This window comes from Mesorhizobium sp. P2_A12 (genome assembly GCF_056405075.1).
This window is the reverse complement of sequence record NZ_JBFUCU010000020.1, coordinates 1-18,487: the sequence shown is the minus strand read 5'-3', so window position 1 is coordinate 18,487 and position 18,487 is coordinate 1. Positions and strand designations below refer to the sequence as shown.

Genomic DNA, 18,487 nt, shown 5'->3' with positions numbered 1-18,487 from the left:
GGCCTGCCGGCCATCTCCCCCGCAAGGGGGGAGATTGGATGTCGCGAGTGCTTTCGCCAATCTTCAACGTTGGAAAAAAGGCGCGGGGCTTGCAACTGCCGATCTCCACCCTTGCGGGGGAGATGGCCGGCAGGCCGGAGGGAGGCGCCTCGCGCCCGTCTGATCGATGACCTCCCGCTACCCCGCCATATCAGCCGACATCATCAACCTCTTCGCTACACGCAACACGCATGCCGTCGAGGTTGCCGTGCTGCAACCGGCCGATCCGTTCCTCGACATGGCCGGTGAAGACTTGCGCCGGCGTATTTTCCTCACCGAAAGCGAAACCGGCCAGGCGCTGTGCCTGCGGCCGGAATTCACCATTCCGGTCTGTCTCGACCACATAAGATCGCAGGCCGGCACGCCGCGCCGCTATTCCTATCTCGGCGAGGTGTTTCGCCAGCGCCGCGAAGGCGGTAACGAGTTCTTTCAGGCTGGCATCGAGGATTTGGGCGATCGCGACACCGCAGAAGCGGATGCCCGTTCGCTGGCCGACGCACATGCGCTGCTTGCCCTGGTGCTGCCCGGCCAGGCGCTGGCGATCACGCTCGGCGACCAGACCATTTTCGAGGCGGTGCTGGCCGCCCTTGGGCTGCCGCGCGGCTGGCGCATGCGTCTTGCCCGCGCCTTCGGCTCGGCGCCGATGCTGCAGGCAGCACTCGCCGATCTCGCCAACCCGCCGCGCAACGGCCAGCTCTCCGGTCCGGTCGCCGCGCTCGTCCTGGACGGCGATCTGGAAGGTCTGTCCGCGCACATCGCCGGCGGCATGGAAGAGGCCGGCCTGTCGGCTTCCGCCGGCCGCTCGCCGTCCGAGATTGCACGGCGGCTGATCGAGAAAGCCGAGTTGCGCAGCGTGCGACTGTCCAACGAGGCCTTCGCGGCGCTGAAGAGTTTTCTGGCCATCGACGTGCCGCTCGATGGCGCGGCCCAGGCGTTGGCGACCTTCGCCGGTGGCGCTGGGCTCTCGCTGGGCGCCGCGCTGGAGAATTTCGCCGCCCGCGCCAAGGCGATCGAAGCGCATGGCTTGCCGACGGGAAGAATCCGCTACGACGCCGCCTTCGGCCGTCCGCTCGACTATTACACCGGCCTGGTCTTCGAAATCGCGGCGCAAGATGGCGAACGGCCGCTCGTCGGTGGCGGCCGCTACGACCGGCTGCTGACGCTGCTTGGCGCCAAGACGCCGATCCCCGGCGTCGGCTTTTCCGTCTGGCTCGATCGCATCGAAGCATTGCGGGAGACGGCGCCATGATCACGCTGGCAATCCCGTCGAAAGGCCGGCTCAAGGAGCAGGCGCTGGAGGTGCTGGCCAAGGCCGGGCTCGCCGTCAGCCTGCCCGGCGACCAGCGTTCCTACCGCGCCCGCATCGAAGGTGCGGAAAGCATCGAAGTGGCCTTCCTGTCTGCTTCAGAGATTGCTGGCGAGATCGGCCAGGGCGCGGTCGATCTCGGCATCACCGGCGAGGACCTGGTGCGTGAGAACCTTGCCGACTGGGAAACCCGCGCCGAAATCGTCGCCCGTCTCGGCTTCGGCAATGCCGATGTCGTGGTCGCCGTGCCCGACATCTGGCTCGACGTCGACACTATGGCCGATCTTGACGACGTTGCCGCCGATTTCCGCCAGCGCCATGGCAGGCGGCTCAGGATCGCCACCAAATATTGGCGGCTGACGCAGCAGTTCTTTTCGCAAAAACACGGCATCCAGGTCTATCGCATCGTCGAGAGCCTCGGCGCCACCGAAGGGGCGCCGGCGGCGGGCCTTGCCGATGTCATCGTCGACATCACCACCACCGGCTCCACGCTGCGCGCCAATCATCTCAAGGTGCTCGGCGATGGCCTCGTCCTGCGCTCGCAGGCCTGTCTTGTGGCGTCAAAAAAGACACGCGCGGCGGCTGACGAAGCGGTCCTGCGCGATATCGCCACCAGGATGACCGCCATCATCAGCTAAGGATGCCTCTCCAGTACCATCGGCGGGATTTCCACCATCCCGGCAGGCTGATAGGCTCGACCAGTCCTGGGAGGAGACAGCGATGCCGATCAATCTCGACGAGCTGAAGAATGCCACCAATTTGCGCGCGCGTGGATCGCGCGATGGCGGTGTCTTCGTGGCACCCGTCGACGGCACGGCGCATGTTTCCGGCGAGCGCACGACACCGCTGCTCAACAAGACCATTCCCGCGCTGTTTTCCGACACCGCCAGCAAATACGCCACGCTCGATGCCGCGGTCTTCGTCGACCAGGACAAGCGCTTCACATGGAGCGAACTGTCGGACACGGTCGATGCGTTGGCCGCCGGCTTCCTGGCGCTGGGCCTCGAAAAGGGCGATCGCGTCGGCATCTGGTCGCCCAACCGATGGGAATGGCTGGTGACGCAATTCGCCACCGCCCGCATCGGCCTGATCCTGGTCAACATCAACCCGGCCTATCGGCTGACCGAACTCGATTATGCCTTGAACAAGGTCAGCTGCAAGGCGCTTGTGACCGCGGTCAAGTTCAAGACCTCGGACTATCTCGGCATGATCGAGACGCTGGCGCCGGAGATCGCGACCGCCACCCCCGGCAAGCTCATGGCAAAGGCATTGCCGGCGCTGAAGATCGTCATCCGTATGGGCGAGGACAACTCGCCCGGCATGTTCAATTTCGGTGATGTGCTGGCCATGGCCGGGCGCGACGAGCATGACAGCCTCGACCGCATCTCGGAGGGGCTGAAGCCCGGCGACGCCATCAACATCCAGTTCACATCAGGCACGACAGGGGCACCCAAGGGCGCGACGCTGACCCACAACAACATCGTCAACAACGGCAATTTCGTCACCTCGGCGATCAAACTGACTGTCGACGACCGGTTGTGCATTCCGGTGCCGCTCTATCATTGCTTCGGCATGTCGATGGGCACCATGGGCTGCGTGTCGAAAGGCGCAACCATGGTTTTCCCAGGCGAGGGGTTCGATCCTGGCGCCACGTTGAAAGCGGTGGCGAGTGAGCGCTGCACCGGGCTTTATGGCGTGCCGACCATGTTCGTCGCGCTGCTCGATCATCCGGATTTCCAGTCCTTCGATCTCTCCAGCCTGCGCACCGGCATCATGGCCGGCTCGCCATGCCCGATCGAGGTGATGAAGAAAGTGGTGTCGCTGATGCATATGTCAGAAGTGACGATCGCCTACGGCATGACCGAGACCAGTCCGGTGTCGTTCCAGAGCGGCGTCGACGACCCGCTGGAAAAACGCGTCTCGACGGTTGGACGCATCCACCCTCATGTCGAGGTCAAGGCAGTCGATGCCGACGGCGCCACCGTCGCCGTCGGCGCGCCGGGCGAGCTATGCACGCGCGGCTATTCGGTGATGAAGGGCTATTGGGACGACGACGACAAGACCCGCGAGGCGGTCGACACCGATGGCTGGATGCACACCGGCGACCTCGCCACCATCGATGCCGAGGGCTATTGCAACATCGTCGGCCGGGTCAAGGACATGGTCATCCGCGGTGGCGAGAACGTCTATCCGCGCGAGGTCGAGGAATTCCTCTACCGCCATCCCAAGGTCAGGGAAGTGCAGGTGTTCGGCATTCCAGACCCAAAATATGGCGAGGAGCTGTGCGCCTGGATCGTGCTCAAGCCAGGCCAGATCGCCACCGAACAGGAGATCAAGGCCTTCTGCGCCGGCCAGATCGCCCATTACAAGATCCCGCGCCACATCCGCTTCCGCACCGAACTGCCGATGACGGTGACCGGCAAACCGCAGAAGTTTCTGATGCGCGAGGCGATGGTCAAGGAACTGGGGCTGGTGACGCAGAAGACGGCGTAAGGGAGCAGCGCTTCGATTTGCCAAGGTCGCGGATCCTGCGGCATCGTTTGGAGCCGCGGTTGACGTTGTTTGTGAGGGGTCGAATGGGCGCCCGCCGGATATCGGCGAAGGCGCTCCATGAGTTTTCCGCAAGTTTCGCGAATGCATGGGGGCTTGAATGAGTGGTTTCGGACGATCGGTGACCTCTTATGCAATGCCCCTAGCCGCTTTGGTGATGGCTGTCGCAGTCAGGGCAAGCGGGCTGTCGGTAGATCAAGGTTCGCTGAGCGTCAGGATCCTTATCGGAGCGCTTTCGTGTGCGATCATGTTCACCACCATTTTCGTGGTGCTCGACCACGCTGAGGCGGTGGCTCGGCGAGTAGGAGAGCCCTACGGCACATTGGTGCTGACTTTCGCCGTGACGGCAATCGAAGTATCGATCATCGTCTCCATGATGCTGCATGGAGAGAACAACCCCACGCTTGCACGTGAGTCCGTCTTTTCGACCGTGATGATCACATCTACCGGCGTTGTCGGCATGTGTCTCGCGCTTGGCGGCTGGCGTCATCGCAAGCAGGCAATTGTTCGACAAGGGACCAGCGCATATTTGGCGGTTCTGGCCGCACTGACCGTCATGACGCTTGTTCTGCCAACCTACACACAAACCACGGGGCCTGGCACATTTTCAGCTGCTCAACTTGGCTTCGTAAGCGTGCTCTCAGTGCTACTCTATGCAAGTTTTGTGTTCGCACAGACTGTCCGGCACCGAGACGACTTCGTCCAAGGACAAGAACACGACGTTTCGACGCGGACCGTCCCTCATGAAAGCGTCGCTGCCGGCACTTTGCTCCTGTTGATCGGGCTGATTGGAATTGTCATGCTCGCCGAGCAAGTCGCCGCAAGTGTTGAAGATACGCTCGTTGCCTACCAGGTGACTCAGTCCGACAGTATTGTGGGGGCATTGATCGCCGGGTTGGTTTTGATGCCGGAGGCCATTTCCGCGGTTCGCGCTTCACTTCACAATGAGCTGCAACGCGGCTTGAATGTTGCGATGGGTTCCGCCTGCGCTACAATTGGTTTGACAATACCGGCGGTCGCAGCCGCCAGCCTGCTGACGGGAAGAGGGTTGACCCTGGGGCTTCCTGCAACTGACACAGTACTTCTAATTTTAGCACTCTTCATATGCAATGTGAGCTTTAGTACCGAAAGAACGACATTCCTGACTGGCATGGTCCATATCGTGGTATTTTTCACGTATATATTTCTTATATTTGTACCATGACCGATTTGCGCCGAGATCAGCGGTTGGCTCTAAGGAATTTAGGATCGGAGGCCGCAGGCTGATGCTGGACAACTACGAGGTGGACGGGTTTGGCGTGATCCACCAGATCGACTTCACCCCGATCAAATACGACAAGCAATACATTTCTTATTACGAGGACCTGAGTGACCGGACCATCAAGCTCGGATATCAGCGACTTGGCTGGGTGCTGGGAATCACCGGCGAGATTCCTCGGTCCGTGCTGGAGATTGGATATGGCACGGGGACATTTGTCGAAGCCGCGAAAATAACCGGGGTCGCCGACTGCGCCGGCTGCGACATCGCCAGGTTTCCGCTGCCCAAGGGCGTCCGCTTTGTCGATTGGGATGAGGCGCTCGCCAGCTCGTGGGATCTCGTCGCCATGTTCGACGTGCTGGAGCACATCCCGGATCTGGGCTTCCTCGCCCGCCTTCAGGCCCGCTACCTGGCGGTCGCCGTCCCTTATTGCCGCTGGCGCGAACTCGGTGCCGACGGCGACGCGTGGTTCCGGACGTGGCGTATGCGTCTCCCCAACGAGCACCTGCACCACTTCGACCGTGACTCGCTGGTGGCACTCCTCGCGCACAACGGCTTCCAGTGCGTGACACTGAACTGCTTCGAGGACGGGATTAGACTGCGGCCCGGCGAAGCGGGTCCGAATATTCTGTCCGGCTTCTTTAGAAAGCTGTAGCCCGGTTTCCCCGCGGGCCCGACCAAGCGGGCGAAAACGGGCGAGTGAGGTATGGCCTTGTCGTTGGGACGCGGCAGGATCGGCAAAAAAGGCGCGGGCCACGGCCCGCGCTTTTTTCTTATTCAAGCGTCTAAACCTCAGTCCTTCTCGAAGATCCGCGCCTTGGCGACGACGCCGGCGAGGGCGCCGCCGATCAACGGTGCAACGATGAACAGCCAGAGCTGGCCGATCGCAGCAGTGCCGGAAAACAGCGCCGGGCCGATCGAGCGGGCCGGATTGAGCGAGGTGCCGGTGACAGGGATGATGGCGAAGTGCAACCCTGCCAGCGTCAGGCCGATGACCAGCCCGGCGAACGCTGTCGAGTGCTTTTCAGCGGTGACACCGAGGATCACGGTGACGAAGGTGAAGGTGCCGATCAGTTCCCACAGGAACGCCGAGCTGACGCCCCATTTCGCCACGTCCCAGCCATTGGCGCCGAAGCCGCCAGTGTGTCCGCCGGCCTGGCCAGAGACGATGATCCACAATGCCAGCGAGGCCAGGATGGCGCCGATGATCTGCGCGATCCAGTAGGGGATGACGTCCTTGGCCGGCAGCCGGCCGGCAAGAAAGACACCCAGCGTCACCGCCGGATTGAGATGCGCCCCTGAAATCGGCCCGATCGCATAGGCCGCCGCAATGAGACCGATGCCGAATGCCAGTCCGATGCCTTCCTGGCCGAGCGGCAGCGCACCGCCGAAGCCGCCCGTCACCACCGAAGCCGTACCGATGAACACCAACAGAAATGTGCCTAGAACTTCCGCCAGATAAGTCTTCATTGCCCTCTCCTCGTATCGATCCGCCGGTCCACGTTTTCCGTGCCGCGAATCATGGCGGCTAGAGTATTCCCAACCGAAAAACTTGGAAAGCAGAGCGGTCGCGCCAGATTGCGTGCTTGCTCGCCCCAGTCACGAACATTAGAGATCTGTCATCTATTGATCGATCTGTTGTTGCCGGCCAGAGACATTTACTTGTCGGGCGGATCAGCTGGCCTCGGTCAGGATAACCTCGTCGCCGTGAGACGGAAGCGGGGTTCAATCCGATCGAGAAAGGCTCTAAGAGCAGGCCCGGAGATCATGTGCTCGATTAGATGGAATGACGAATGCGACTGGGCGGACGGCTGGCAGCAGCCATCGAAGTTCTGGAAGACATCGGCCGGCGTCACCGGCCGGTTGCGGACGCGCTGAAGGATTGGGGCCTGTCGCACCGCTTCGCAGGCGGCGGCGACCGCGCCGCGATCGGCAACATCGTCTATGACGCCTTGCGCCGCAAGCGTTCCGCCGGCTGGCTGCTCGGCGAAGACACGCCGCGCGCCATCGGCTTCGGCGCGCTGTTGCTCGAATGGGGCCAGACGGCGCAGTCGCTCAACGATGCGCTTGACGGTGACAAATTCGCGCCGCCGCTGCTGACGGCCACCGAACTGCAGACAATTGCCGAACGCCGGCTCGCCGATGCGCCGGCCGCGGTACGGGCCGACATACCCGATTGGTGCGTGCCGCTTTTCGAGAAAACCTTCGGTGCAAGCTGGGTCGATGAGGGGGCGGCGCTGGCGACACGCCCGCCGCTCGACCTCAGGGTCAACACGTTGCAGGCTAACCGTGACAAGGTGCTGGGCGAGCTGACCGGAACCGGCGCGCAACCAGCCACCATCGCGCCGCAAGGCATCCGCATCCCGCCGATCGATGGCGACGGCAGGCACCCCAACGTGCAAGCCGAGCCGGCTTTCCAGAAAGGCTGGTTCGAGGTCCAGGACGAAGGCTCGCAGGTCGCGGCCGCCCTTTCCGGGGCCGAAGCCGGCATGCAGGTGCTCGACTTCTGCGCCGGCGCCGGCGGCAAGACGCTGGCGCTGTCGGCTGCGATGGACAATCGCGGCCAGATCTTTGCCCACGATGCCGAAAAGGCGCGGCTGGCGCCGATCTTCGACCGCATCCGTCGTTCGGAAAACCGCAATGTGCAGGTCGTCACCAAGCCAGCCGAACTCGCTCCGCTCGGCAACCATATGGACATCGTGCTGGTCGACGCGCCTTGCACCGGCAGCGGCACCTGGCGGCGCCGTCCCGATGCCAAATGGCGTTTGACGCAAAGACAGCTCGACGCCCGCAAGGGCGAGCAGTCGGCGATCCTCGAAGCGGCCAAAGCCTACGTCAAGTCAGGCGGCCTGCTGGTCTACATCACCTGCTCGGTGTTCGAAGAGGAGAATGGCGAGCAGGTCGCGGCGTTTCGGGAGCGCAACAGCGGCTTTGTCCCGGTCGATCACCGAGCCCTCTGGGACAGTCGTTTTCCCGGCCATGCGGCAGCCGTGCGGATCGGTCCGGCCGGCGACGTCTCGCTGTCGCCGGCGCTGAGCGGAACTGACGGATTCTACTTTTGTGCCATGCGCAGGTCGGCCTGAGCCCCATCGGATATCGCCAATCCTTGACGTGTGCCTGACCTCAGCCGGCGGGCGAGGTCGATTGCTGCAGTGCAGCAAAAGCATTTGCCTGCCGCCCGTGCCTCTGCAATAAGCTTATCCGCATAAAGAAAGGCAGCGGCCATGGCAGCAAAGATCGTACCCGCCCCGGACTACGAGGATCGCGTCAGAACCTCCTTCGCGCGCCAGCAGGCCATGGCCACGATCGGCGCCGAACTGACGCTGGTGACGCCGGGCATCATCGAGATCGAGATGCCTTATTCGGCGGCACTGACCCAGCAGCATGGTTTCCTGCATGCCGGCGTCATCTCGACGGCATTGGACTCGGCCTGTGGCTATGCCGCGTTCTCGCTGATGCCGGAAAACTCCGGCGTTCTGACCATCGAATTCAAGGTCAATTTGCTGGCGCCGGGCAGGGGCGAACGCTTCCTGTTCCGCGGTTCGGTGACAAAACCCGGCCGCACCATCATCGTCGCCGACGGCCAGGCCTATGCCTTCGCCGCCGACGGCGAGGCCAGGCTGATCGCCACCATGACCGGAACGATGATGACGGTGGTCGGGCGTGATGGCATCGAAGGCTGATCCGATGGGAAAGATTGTGCGGCTTGGCGGCAAGGGCGTCCTCTTCGTGATGGCCGCCGAGGCCGAGTATGGCCCGCACCTCAAGCGGCTGTTCACGCCGCTGATGACCGGCGTTGGACCGGTCGAGGCCGGCGTCAGGCTGGGCGCCGAACTCTCCCTGCTGAAGTCGCGGAAGACGCTGCCGGACCTCGTCGTATCGCTCGGCTCGGCCGGCAGCCGGACGCTGGAGCAGACGGAAATCTACCAGGCCGTGTCGGTCAGCTACCGCGACATCGACGCCTCGCCGCTCGGCTTCGAAAAGGGCGCGACGCCTTTCCTTGACCTGCCGGTGACCGTGCCGCTGCCGTTCAGGATTCCTGACCTGAGGGAGGCAACGCTGTCCACCGGTGGCGCGATCGTCACCGGTGCCGCCTACGACGCAATTGCCGCCGACATGGTCGACATGGAGACTTTCGCTTGCCTGCGCGCCTGCCAGTTGTTCGACATCCCGCTGATTGGGCTGCGCGGCATTTCCGACGGGGCGGCGGACCTGCGGCACGTCGGCGACTGGACCGAATATCTGCACGTCATCGACGAGAAGCTGGCCGGAGCGGTCGGGCGGTTGGAACAGGCGGTCGGCGATGGCTTGCTGAGCGCCTGACCGGAAATAGCATCAAGCCGCCAGGCTCTCCGGATCGCCGAAATCGATGCGCGAAATGCGCCCGCGCACGGCGCCGTTTGCATCGACATAGTCGATCGTTCCTGGCGAATGATCGAGTTTCCAGGAGCCGGTGGGGCCGTCTTTCCATTCGACATTGTAGCCGTCGTCGAGCAGCATCCAGATCCCATGGAAAAGGGTTCCATCCGGCAGCAGCATATGCGCCCGGTTCTCGTTTTCGTAGTGGATGAAGGCGTCCTTGCCGCCCATGTCGATGACATGCGTGGTGCCAACCATGAGAACGGCCAGCATGTTCCTGTCGAGAATTGTCATGGTCTGTGTCCGGGCTTGAGTTCGAAAGAGTCTCGACGCAGTGATTATCGTCAAGTATCTTGACTATACGGAGCCGAGATAAAATGGTCAAGGAACTTGACGAAAAAATCGAAACCCTGCCGGATCACGTCGGCTGGCGCCTGTGGCAGGCAAGCCGTGCCTGGCAGGCAGAATTCGCCGCCGCGATGCGCGCCGCCGGTCACGGCTGGTTCACCGAAGCACGCGCCGGACTGCTTGGACACATCAGCAGGAACGGCATGCGCCAGTCGGCGTTGATCGAACGCTCGGCAATCTCCAAGCAGGCGGTCCAGCAACTGCTCGACGGCCTCGAGGCGGAGGGGATCGTCGAGCGTCTACCCGATCCGCAAGATGGCCGCGGCAAGCTGGTGCGTTACACCAGCAAGGGGCTGGATGCCTTGCGCGACGGCGATCGGGTCAAGATGGAGATCGAGCGGCGCTATGTCAGTCGCATTGGCGAGGAGCGGTTCACGGCGCTGATGGGCGCTTTGCGGGCGCTTGCGGCCGGACAGGCTGCGGCGAAGGATGAAGACGCTGGCGCTGTAGGTGAAGTCGTGGAATCGAAGTGACAGCAAGGCCCCGCAACCCATTGCGTCGACTCATTTCTTTCTCTAAACGCTCGCCATGAAAACAGCCAATCATCCCGACACCGTCCTGATTGTCGATTTCGGCAGCCAGTTTACGCAGCTCATCGCCCGCCGCATCCGCGAGGCCGGCGTGTTTTCCGAGATCGTGCCGTTCCAGTCGGCCGAGGCGGCGTTCAAGCGCATCAATCCGAAAGCCGTGATCCTGTCCGGCGGCCCCGCCTCGACGTCGGACATCGGTAGCCCGCGCGCGCCGCAGATCGTCTTCGATGCCGGCGTGCCGGTGCTCGGCATCTGCTACGGCCAGATGGCGATGTGCGTGCAGATGGGTGGCGTCGCCGAAAGCTCCGATCATCGCGAATTCGGCCGCGCCTTCGTCGAGATCGAGAAGGACAGCCCGCTGTTCGAGGGCCTGTGGGCGCCCGGCCAGCGCCACCAGGTGTGGATGAGCCATGGCGACCGGGTCATCTCCTTGCCCAAGGGCTTCGAAGTGTTCGGCAAGTCCGAAGGCTCGCCCTTCGCCATCTTCGGCAATGTCGAGCGCAAGATGTACGGCATCATGTTCCACCCCGAGGTGGTGCACACCCCGGACGGCGCAAGGCTGCTGCGCAACTTCGTCCACAACATCGCCGGCATCGAGGGCGACTGGACCATGCGTGCCTATCGCGAACACGCGGTCGAGGCGATCCGCAAGCAGGTCGGCAAGGGCAAGGTCATCTGCGCGCTGTCGGGCGGTGTCGACTCGTCGGTCGCCGCACTTCTGATCCACGAAGCGGTCGGCGACCAGCTGACCTGCATCCTTGTCGACCACGGGCTGATGCGCAAGGACGAGGCGGCGGGCGTGGTGGCGATGTTCCGCCAGCACTACAATCTGCCGCTGATCCTGGTCGATGCCGCGGACAAGTTCATTTCGGCGCTGGAAGGCGAAGCCGATCCCGAGAAGAAGCGCAAGACCATTGGCCGGCTGTTCATCGAGGTGTTCGAGGAGGAGGCGAAGAAACTCGGCGGCGCCGACTTCCTGGCGCAAGGCACGCTCTATCCCGACGTCATCGAGAGCGTCTCCTTCACCGGCGGCCCGTCGGTGACCATCAAGTCGCACCACAATGTCGGTGGCCTGCCCGCGCGCATGAACATGCAGTTGGTCGAGCCGCTGCGTGAACTGTTCAAGGACGAGGTGAGGGCGCTGGGCAAGGAGCTCGGCCTGCCCGAAAGCTTCATCGGCCGGCATCCGTTCCCAGGCCCTGGTCTTGCCATCCGCTGCCCCGGCGGCATCACCCGCGAAAAGCTGGAGATTCTGCGCGAGGCCGATGCCATCTATCTCGACGAGATCCGCAAGGCCGGCCTCTACGACGCCATCTGGCAGGCCTTCGCCGTGCTCTTGCCGGTGCAGACTGTCGGCGTGATGGGCGATGGCCGCACCTACGAGTTCGTCTGCGCGCTGCGCGCCGTCACCTCGGTCGACGGCATGACCGCGGATTTCTACCACTACGACATGGCGTTCCTGGGTGCCGCCGCCACCCGCATCATCAACGAAGTCCGCGGCATCAACCGCGTCGTCTACGACGTCACCTCAAAGCCGCCTGGCACCATCGAATGGGAATGATTCAGGCCTACTCAAACGCCGCCGAAAATACGCCAATCTGCGCCCTAACCATCTGATAACAAATATAAATCCTTTCAGAGACAATCAGCGACAATCGGTGCGCAGAGATTGGCTTTGACGGACCGCTTGACGGACCGTCCGCATATTGCCCATCCGAATTTTTCTAAGTACCGTCGGAGCCAATGAGGCTCCTGACGGTACTTTTTTGTGCCTTAAGGCATTGAAGGAAAAAGGAATTTCCTTCTGCGGAACCTCGAATTGTACTGACGGTACGTTTCAGGGAGCAATGGGTATGCTGACGGACGCCGCCCTTAAAGCGCTGAAACCAAAAGAAAAAATCTACATGATTGCTGACCGTGACGGCATGTACGTCCGCGTTATGCCCAGTGGCGCGATCTCGTTTCGGCTGGATTACAGGCTGAATGGCCGCCGTGAGACGGTCTATCAAGGCAGATATGGCAGAGACGGAATTTCGCGCGCGTTGGCCGACAGAAGTGCCTGGACGCGAAGCGCGCTATCGGCGGGGGCGATCGCCGGCGATCGAGAAGCAGCGCGACAAGCACCGCCTGAAAGAGGCAAAGAGTTTTGGCGAATTCGGTGAGAAATGGCTCACAGCCACACCGATGGCCGACAGCACGCGCGCCATGCGACGCGCCATTTTCGAACGGGAGCTTCTTCTCGGTGCCGCAACGGGAGACTGTGACCCGAAAGCGATCCACGATGCGAACGGCAGCTTTGCGCCTCATCCCGGACGTTGGGGGGATCGTTGCTACTGCTGGAAGCAGACACTATTGGCAATCATTGGGAACGCCATGTTTGCGCCCAGCGGTCATCTGTCCAACGCTGGCGCACTCTTGCGGGCATGTCGAATTTGCCTGATTTCGCACACGGATAACGTCTTCCAGGCTGCCACCCTGCGCTCTCGATGCAATCTCGCCTAGGTCGTTGGAGGACTCTATATGGACTAAATAACGTGGGGGCGAAGCGACAATTCTCTAATATATAGAATAAAGTCTTAGCATGTGATAGTGTGCTAACATTATCGTTTTTTTCTAAGTTGACATTGCCGAGTCAAAGTCAGAATATTTATTCTGGAGATGGGCGATATATCTAGAACCGCGCGATGCGTTTGCAACGCATAGCGGAATTGGTTTCTGTGACCCGTTCTCGGTTGCATTTAAGCCTCGCTGCGTTTGCAGACGACGCAGATGAGCCCGCCAAAAAACCGAGAATCCCGTTGCAAACCTGATCAAGAGTTTGCGGCCTGCGGTTTCAGAACCGGCCTTTATCGGGATCTAAGCCGGCGGAGAGTTGAATGCCTGAGCCGGGCGCGCCACTGCCCGCAAAGTCATGGTCGAAAGCGTCGAAGTGCTTCGAGAGCCGGCGGCTGGTGTGGATATCGACATAGTTCGAAAGCCGGGGACAAATGAACCTCGCGTTGCAAATAGGGTCGATCGTATTTGCTGGAATAGCGGGTTCCATTCAGCCGGCATTGGCGCAGTCCTCTTCATCAGCGGACAAGCCGAACATCGTCTTCATCCTGATGGACAATCTGGGTTATGGCGAACCAGGTGTCTATGGCGGCGGCATCACGCGAGGGGCGGCGACGCCCAGGATCGACCAGCTTGCGGCCGAAGGGACGAGGCTGACCAACTACAATGTCGAGGCGCAATGCACGCCCAGCCGCTCCGCCGTCATGACGGGGCGCTTTCCCATCCGCTCCGGCACCTATTCGGTCCCGATCGGCGGAGGAGCCGAAGGCCTCACGCAATGGGAAAACACCATCGCCGAAACGCTGTCTGCCGCCGGCTATGCCACCGGCGCGTTCGGCAAATGGCATTTGGGCAGTGAGCAGGGCCGTTTGCCCAACGACCAGGGTTTTGACGAATGGTATGGCATACCGCGCACGACCGACGAGGCCTTCTGGCCCGACAACCCGCAGGCCCTGGCAGCGGGAGCCGAGCCCGAGCAAATCCTCGAAGGCCGCAAGGGCGAGAAGAGCAAGCCCGTCGGCAGCTACGACCTCCAGCAGCGGCGCCTCATCGATGCCGAGATCACACGCCGAACCATCGACTTCATGAAGCGAAGCGTCGATGCCGACAAGCCATTCTATGCCTATGTTCCGTTCACCCTCGTGCACCTTCCATCGCTGCCCAACCCGGCCTTTGCCGGCAAGACGGGGAACGGCGATTTTCCCGACTGCCTGGCGGAGATGGACTTCCACGTCGGTGAAATTCTCGATGCGGTCGACAAGATGGGCATCGAGAAGAACACCGTCGTCGTGTTCACCAGCGACAATGGCCCGGAAGCAACCTGGCCCTGGCAAGGGTCGTCGGGTCCATGGCGCGGCTACTATTTCACCCATATGGAGGGCTCGCTTCGGGTTCCCTTCATCATTCGCTGGCCAGGCCATGTTCCGGCGGGGCGCGTCAGCAACGAAATCGTCCATGAGGTCGACACATACACGACCCTGGCAAGCATCGCCGGGGCGTCGGTGCCAGGCGACCGTGTCATCGATGGCGTCGACGAGACGGACTTCCTGCTTGGCAAGTCCGACAAGTCCGCGCGGGAAGCATTCCCTGTCTTCGTGGCGGACCGCCTCGAGGCGGTCAAATGGCGCAACTGGAAGGTCGTGTTCTACGACGAAGAGCGTGACTGGTGGACACCGCCGACCAAGCTCGGCTCGCCCAAGGCCTTCGACCTGATCACCGATCCCAAGGAGGAGTACCCGGCGACCGGGCTGCGAAACAGCTGGGTGGCCGGACCCGCCCTGGCGGTCCTCGCCGAATTCGAGCTGAGCCTGAAAAAGCATCCACCCATTCCGGTCGGCACGCCCGATCCCTACACGCCAGCGAAGTGAGGGCAACGAATTTAGAGGTGCGCCATGCCCAGACCCGTGAAGTTTGCAGCTATGATGATCGTTGCGACCCTGTGTGCCCTGGCGTCGGGAGCCGGAGCGCAGGAGGCCAAGGATACGTCCGGAACGAACCCCGCGGTGCTGAGCAGGACCTTCTCGATTTCGAACGAGTACCGGTTCCTGTCCAGCGATGACTATTACGACATCACCAACTTCCGCTACACGGAGCCATTCCTGGACGGAAAGGCTTCGGTTCGCGTGACCTTGCCGCTCGACGCAACCAACCTGACGGGTGACGACCAGTTCGGCATTGGCGACATGGCGGCGAAGTTGAGCTGGATCCCTTATGTCAGCAGGCAGCAGGCGTTCATCCTCAGCGGTGAGATTTTTGCGCCTACTGCCTCCAAGGACGTACTGGGCACCGGCAAATGGGTGGCAGCACCCGGCATAACCTGGGCCTATTTCGCCAGCCGCGAGATCATCATCGCGCCAGCCTACATCCACAGTTTCTCGATCGGCGGCGACGGCGACCGGGCCGATGTCAATCGCGGCGATTTCGATCTGTACGTCGTCTACCGGCCCCAGGGCAAACGCTGGTGGCTCACGTCGGATGTAACCGCAAGCTACGACTTCGAAGGCAAGACGGCGCCAGCATCCTGGGAGGTGGCCCTGGGCGCGAACCTGGGGAAGCTGCCAGGCGGCGGAGCCATCAACGGCTACATCAGACCCGGCGTCGGCATCGGCAACGATCGCCCTTACGATTTCAACATCGAGGTGGGCGTCTCGTTGGTGGGCTTCTAGCGCACACTCGAAGACGGCCTATCCTGGAGAGGCACGAGATGAAAAAAAAGCCGAGATCCCTTTCCTTGCTGGTTGCAGCGGCTGCCGCCTTCGCAGCGGTCGTGCTGGCTGCGGGGGCGAATGCCAAAGCTCTTTCGGCGGAAGAACTCCACCGCCGCACCGTCGAGCGGCGCGCCGTCGAGGCGGTGATCTGGGGCATGCCGGCCGTCAACTACCAGCTCATGTATGAGGCGATGGTTCGTGCGTCGAAGGGCGGCTTCAACCAGATCGTCTACTGGTCGGGCCTGCCGGACTGGAAGAACCAGACGCTGACGCCCAATCCCGATGCGATCTACCTCATGCCCTTCATCGACACCAAGGATGCCGGGCCGATGGTGATCGAAATTCCGCCGGCCGACGAAGGCTCGATCACCGGGACGATCATGGACTCCTGGCAGACGCCGCTGGCCGATGTCGGACCGGCAGGCACCGACGCCGGCAAGGGTGGCAAATACCTGATCATGCCGCCCGACTACAAGGACCCGCCGCCAGACGGCTACATCGCGCTGCCCTCGATCACCGATTGTGGCTACGCGCTGCTGCGCTCGATCCTGAAGAGCGGCAGCGACGCCGACATCGCCAAGGCCATCGCATACGGCAAGCGGATCAAGGTCTATCCGCTTGCCGCTGCCGCGAGCCCGCCGCCGACGACCTTCGTCGACGCGCTCGGCATCCTCTACGACGCGACCATTCCTTACGACATCCACTTTTTCCAGGCGCTGGATCGTTTCGTGCAAGGCGAACGCTGGCTGACGCGCGACAAGGCGATGATCGACCAATTGGCCTTCCTCGGTATCGTCAAGGGCAAGCCGTTCGCGCCCGACGCCGCGACCAAGACTTCGCTCGGTAGCGCCGCACTGGAGGCGCACGCTTTCTTCGAGCAGGCCTATGCGACCCGCTTTACCCCCTACTACACTGGCAGCCACTGGATCCTGCCGGTGCCGCAGCAATTCATCAAGGCGGCGCAGGGCGGCTACAGCGCGCCGGAGCAATATCCGGTCGATGATCGCGGTCTGATCTTCACGTTCGCTTTCTTTACGCCCAAGCAGAGCGGCGGGGGCTCCTTCTACCTCATGGACATTTTTGACCAGGCGGGCAAGCCGTTCGAAGGGAGCAAGACCTACCGGTTGACCGTGCCCGCGAATGCGCCCGTCAGCCAGTACTGGTCGGCCACCGTCTACGATCGCGAGACCCACGCACTGCTGCGTAACCAGAGCACGGTCAGCCGCTCGTCGCTCAATCCCGGTCTCAAGAAGAACGCCGACGGATCGGTCGACGTCTATTTCGGACCAAAGGCGTCGGCCGGCGAGGCGTCGAATTGGGTGCCGACGACGCCAGGCGGAAAGTTCGAAGTCCTGTTCCGCTTTTACGGGCCGCAAAAGCCGCTCTACGACAAGACCTGGACGCTGCCGGACATCGAAAGGGTGAAGTGATGCTCCGCTCGACCATGGCGGCCGCGGCTCTTTGCGTCCGCCCAATCCTGACCTCGAGCGGATCTCCGCTCCCCGAGCCTGAGGTGTGTGATGAAGCCAAATCGTAGAGAGACCATCACGATACTCGCCGGTGCGGCACCGGCTGCTCTTGGGATCCTGTCGCTTGCGGGAACGACAAGCGCAACGCTTGCGGCAGCGGCGCCGGCCGGCGACATGGCCACGACGAAGATCGACACCCGCATCGGCACGCTCGAATTCACCAATAATTTCGCCGATGGCTATCCAACCGATGCCACGATCGACAAGCTTTACGACGAGCGCGATTTCCAGCGCGCCTGCCAGGCCTATCTGTGGTCGCTGCCTGCCGTCGCGTTCACGTCGTTCCAGCGTGGCATCACGGACCAGATTGGCGCCAAGAACGGCCAGATCGTCGCGCTCCTGTCGATCGAGGCACGGCGCGGGGTCCTCACCGCAAATGCCACGACGCCTTATTATCTCGGCTTCGCGGATGTTTCCGCCGGCCCGCTCATCATGGTGGTGCCGCCGCGCGGCGTGCAGGGCGGGATCAGCGACGCCTGGCAAAGGGCCATTCCAGGGACGGAGTCGCCTGGCACCTACCTTGTGCTGGCTCCCGGGCAGAAGGCGCCCGACGATGTCAGCGCCTACACCGTGCGCCAGTCAGCCACTTTCAACATCTTCCTCGGTGCCCGGCTTACCGACACCGACCCCAAACAGGCCAAGCAGGCGCTGTCGCAACTTCAGATGTATCCCTACGCCGAGCGCGCCAATCCGCCCAAGGCCGACATCCTTGACGCGGGCAACAAGACCTGGAGCGGCCTGCCGCCACGCGGCATCGGATACTGGCAGCGGCTCGATGATGTCATTCAGCGCGAACCGATCGAGGCGCAGGACATCTTCTTCCATGCGATGCTGCGCCCGCTTGGCCTTGAGAAGGGCAAGCCGTTCAATCCCGACCCGCGGCAGACCAAAATCCTCACCGAAGCCGCACTGGTCGGCGAGGCGATGGCAAAGGCCAACTCCGCGGACCGGCGTTTTGCCGGCGGACGGTTCAGGCCCGATGCGCACTGGGACTTCGCGCTGCAGCTCGACGCCGGCGACCCCGACGCGTTCTGGAACCTGCTCGACGAGCGCGCGTCCTGGTTCTACGAGGCGGTGGGCGCCGCCCCGGGCATGGCACCCAAGCACCCAGGCCCGTCGTCAGCCTATCTCAGTGCCTACAAGGACAAGGCCGGCGAATGGCTCGATGGCGGCAGGTCGTATCGCCTGCGCGTTCCGCCCAATCCGCCGATCAAACTTTTTTGGTCAGTGACGGTCTACGACGTCGG

16 protein-coding genes and 1 pseudogene are annotated in these 18,487 nt (G+C 62.4%); 15 read left to right on the top strand and 2 right to left on the bottom strand.

Going from position 1 to position 18,487, the window contains the following annotated elements; genetic code table 11:
- Positions 1-166: 166 nt before the first annotated feature.
- From AC1DZU_RS29235 to AC1DZU_RS29215, 5 genes are all read left to right on the top strand, one after another.
- On the top strand, positions 167-1,288 hold the full coding sequence (locus AC1DZU_RS29235) for an ATP phosphoribosyltransferase regulatory subunit (protein ID WP_477290104.1): 1,122 nt from the start codon (positions 167-169) through the stop codon (positions 1,286-1,288).
- A complete protein-coding gene (gene hisG, locus AC1DZU_RS29230; protein ID WP_477290102.1) occupies positions 1,285-1,983 on the top strand; it encodes an ATP phosphoribosyltransferase in 699 nt (232 codons plus the stop codon). Before AC1DZU_RS29235 ends, hisG begins: the two co-directional genes overlap by 4 nt.
- A gap of 82 nt (positions 1,984-2,065) precedes the next feature.
- Positions 2,066-3,838: an AMP-binding protein gene (locus AC1DZU_RS29225; protein WP_477290100.1), complete on the top strand. Its 1,773-nt coding sequence runs from the start codon at positions 2,066-2,068 to the stop codon at positions 3,836-3,838.
- Positions 3,839-3,995: 157 nt separating this feature from the next.
- Entirely contained in the window at positions 3,996-5,099 is a 1,104-nt protein-coding gene (locus AC1DZU_RS29220; RefSeq protein ID WP_477290098.1) for a calcium:cation antiporter, read from the top strand.
- A 61-nt stretch (positions 5,100-5,160) separates the two neighbouring features.
- Positions 5,161-5,808, top strand: coding sequence for a class I SAM-dependent methyltransferase (locus tag AC1DZU_RS29215; protein ID WP_477290096.1), 648 nt, complete (start codon positions 5,161-5,163; stop codon positions 5,806-5,808).
- Between the two features lie 137 nt (positions 5,809-5,945).
- Here the strand turns inward: AC1DZU_RS29215 and AC1DZU_RS29210 are convergent, their stop codons facing one another.
- Positions 5,946-6,623 (bottom strand): MIP family channel protein, encoded by a 678-nt coding sequence (locus tag AC1DZU_RS29210; protein WP_477290094.1) that lies wholly within the window; start codon positions 6,621-6,623, stop codon positions 5,946-5,948.
- 323 nt (positions 6,624-6,946) lie between these two features.
- On the opposite strand from AC1DZU_RS29210, the gene AC1DZU_RS29205 reads away from it, so the two are divergent.
- From AC1DZU_RS29205 to AC1DZU_RS29195, 3 genes are all read left to right on the top strand, one after another.
- Positions 6,947-8,236, top strand: coding sequence for an RsmB/NOP family class I SAM-dependent RNA methyltransferase (locus AC1DZU_RS29205; protein WP_477290092.1), 1,290 nt, complete (start codon positions 6,947-6,949; stop codon positions 8,234-8,236).
- A gap of 141 nt (positions 8,237-8,377) precedes the next feature.
- Positions 8,378-8,836 (top strand): PaaI family thioesterase, encoded by a 459-nt coding sequence (locus tag AC1DZU_RS29200; protein ID WP_477290090.1) that lies wholly within the window; start codon positions 8,378-8,380, stop codon positions 8,834-8,836.
- 4 nt (positions 8,837-8,840) lie between these two features.
- Positions 8,841-9,476: a 5'-methylthioadenosine/S-adenosylhomocysteine nucleosidase gene (locus AC1DZU_RS29195; RefSeq protein ID WP_477290088.1), complete on the top strand. Its 636-nt coding sequence runs from the start codon at positions 8,841-8,843 to the stop codon at positions 9,474-9,476.
- A 12-nt stretch (positions 9,477-9,488) separates the two neighbouring features.
- On the opposite strand, the gene AC1DZU_RS29190 is transcribed toward AC1DZU_RS29195, so the two are convergent.
- Positions 9,489-9,806, bottom strand: a complete 318-nt coding sequence (locus tag AC1DZU_RS29190) for a hypothetical protein (protein ID WP_477290086.1) — start codon at positions 9,804-9,806, stop codon at positions 9,489-9,491.
- Between the two features lie 83 nt (positions 9,807-9,889).
- On the opposite strand from AC1DZU_RS29190, the gene AC1DZU_RS29185 reads away from it, so the two are divergent.
- From AC1DZU_RS29185 to AC1DZU_RS29155, 7 genes and pseudogenes are all read left to right on the top strand, one after another.
- Complete coding sequence (locus AC1DZU_RS29185; protein ID WP_477290084.1) at positions 9,890-10,393, top strand: MarR family winged helix-turn-helix transcriptional regulator; 504 nt, start codon at positions 9,890-9,892, stop codon at positions 10,391-10,393.
- A gap of 55 nt (positions 10,394-10,448) precedes the next feature.
- Entirely contained in the window at positions 10,449-12,011 is a 1,563-nt protein-coding gene (guaA, locus tag AC1DZU_RS29180; RefSeq protein WP_477290082.1) for a glutamine-hydrolyzing GMP synthase, read from the top strand.
- A gap of 292 nt (positions 12,012-12,303) precedes the next feature.
- Positions 12,304-12,685: pseudogene (locus AC1DZU_RS29175) on the top strand (Arm DNA-binding domain-containing protein); the annotation flags it as partial.
- An 818-nt stretch (positions 12,686-13,503) separates the two neighbouring features.
- Entirely contained in the window at positions 13,504-14,871 is a 1,368-nt protein-coding gene (locus tag AC1DZU_RS29170; RefSeq protein WP_477290080.1) for an arylsulfatase, read from the top strand.
- 24 nt (positions 14,872-14,895) lie between these two features.
- Complete coding sequence (locus tag AC1DZU_RS29165; protein WP_477290078.1) at positions 14,896-15,669, top strand: hypothetical protein; 774 nt, start codon at positions 14,896-14,898, stop codon at positions 15,667-15,669.
- 38 nt (positions 15,670-15,707) lie between these two features.
- Positions 15,708-17,141 carry a DUF1214 domain-containing protein gene (locus AC1DZU_RS29160; protein ID WP_477290076.1) on the top strand — a complete coding sequence of 478 codons (1,434 nt, stop codon included), beginning with the start codon at positions 15,708-15,710 and terminating at the stop codon, positions 17,139-17,141.
- Between the two features lie 90 nt (positions 17,142-17,231).
- Positions 17,232-18,487, top strand: a 1,256-nt coding sequence (locus AC1DZU_RS29155) for a DUF1254 domain-containing protein (protein WP_477290074.1), incomplete at its 3' end; no start/stop codon positions are given.

What these genes read in the sequence shown, in the direction of transcription:
- AC1DZU_RS29235 (WP_477290104.1), top strand. Translation starts at nt 167, where the DNA reads ATGACCTCCCGCTACCCCGCCATATCAGCCGACATCATCAACCTCTTC.
- hisG (WP_477290102.1), top strand. Translation starts at nt 1,285, where the DNA reads ATGATCACGCTGGCAATCCCGTCGAAAGGCCGGCTCAAGGAGCAGGCG.
- AC1DZU_RS29225 (WP_477290100.1), top strand. Translation starts at nt 2,066, where the DNA reads ATGCCGATCAATCTCGACGAGCTGAAGAATGCCACCAATTTGCGCGCG.
- AC1DZU_RS29220 (WP_477290098.1), top strand. Translation starts at nt 3,996, where the DNA reads ATGAGTGGTTTCGGACGATCGGTGACCTCTTATGCAATGCCCCTAGCC.
- AC1DZU_RS29215 (WP_477290096.1), top strand. Translation starts at nt 5,161, where the DNA reads ATGCTGGACAACTACGAGGTGGACGGGTTTGGCGTGATCCACCAGATC.
- AC1DZU_RS29210 (WP_477290094.1), bottom strand. Translation starts at nt 6,623, where the DNA reads ATGAAGACTTATCTGGCGGAAGTTCTAGGCACATTTCTGTTGGTGTTC.
- AC1DZU_RS29205 (WP_477290092.1), top strand. Translation starts at nt 6,947, where the DNA reads ATGCGACTGGGCGGACGGCTGGCAGCAGCCATCGAAGTTCTGGAAGAC.
- AC1DZU_RS29200 (WP_477290090.1), top strand. Translation starts at nt 8,378, where the DNA reads ATGGCAGCAAAGATCGTACCCGCCCCGGACTACGAGGATCGCGTCAGA.
- AC1DZU_RS29195 (WP_477290088.1), top strand. Translation starts at nt 8,841, where the DNA reads ATGGGAAAGATTGTGCGGCTTGGCGGCAAGGGCGTCCTCTTCGTGATG.
- AC1DZU_RS29190 (WP_477290086.1), bottom strand. Translation starts at nt 9,806, where the DNA reads ATGACAATTCTCGACAGGAACATGCTGGCCGTTCTCATGGTTGGCACC.
- AC1DZU_RS29185 (WP_477290084.1), top strand. Translation starts at nt 9,890, where the DNA reads ATGGTCAAGGAACTTGACGAAAAAATCGAAACCCTGCCGGATCACGTC.
- guaA (WP_477290082.1), top strand. Translation starts at nt 10,449, where the DNA reads ATGAAAACAGCCAATCATCCCGACACCGTCCTGATTGTCGATTTCGGC.
- AC1DZU_RS29165 (WP_477290078.1), top strand. Translation starts at nt 14,896, where the DNA reads ATGCCCAGACCCGTGAAGTTTGCAGCTATGATGATCGTTGCGACCCTG.
- AC1DZU_RS29160 (WP_477290076.1), top strand. Translation starts at nt 15,708, where the DNA reads ATGAAAAAAAAGCCGAGATCCCTTTCCTTGCTGGTTGCAGCGGCTGCC.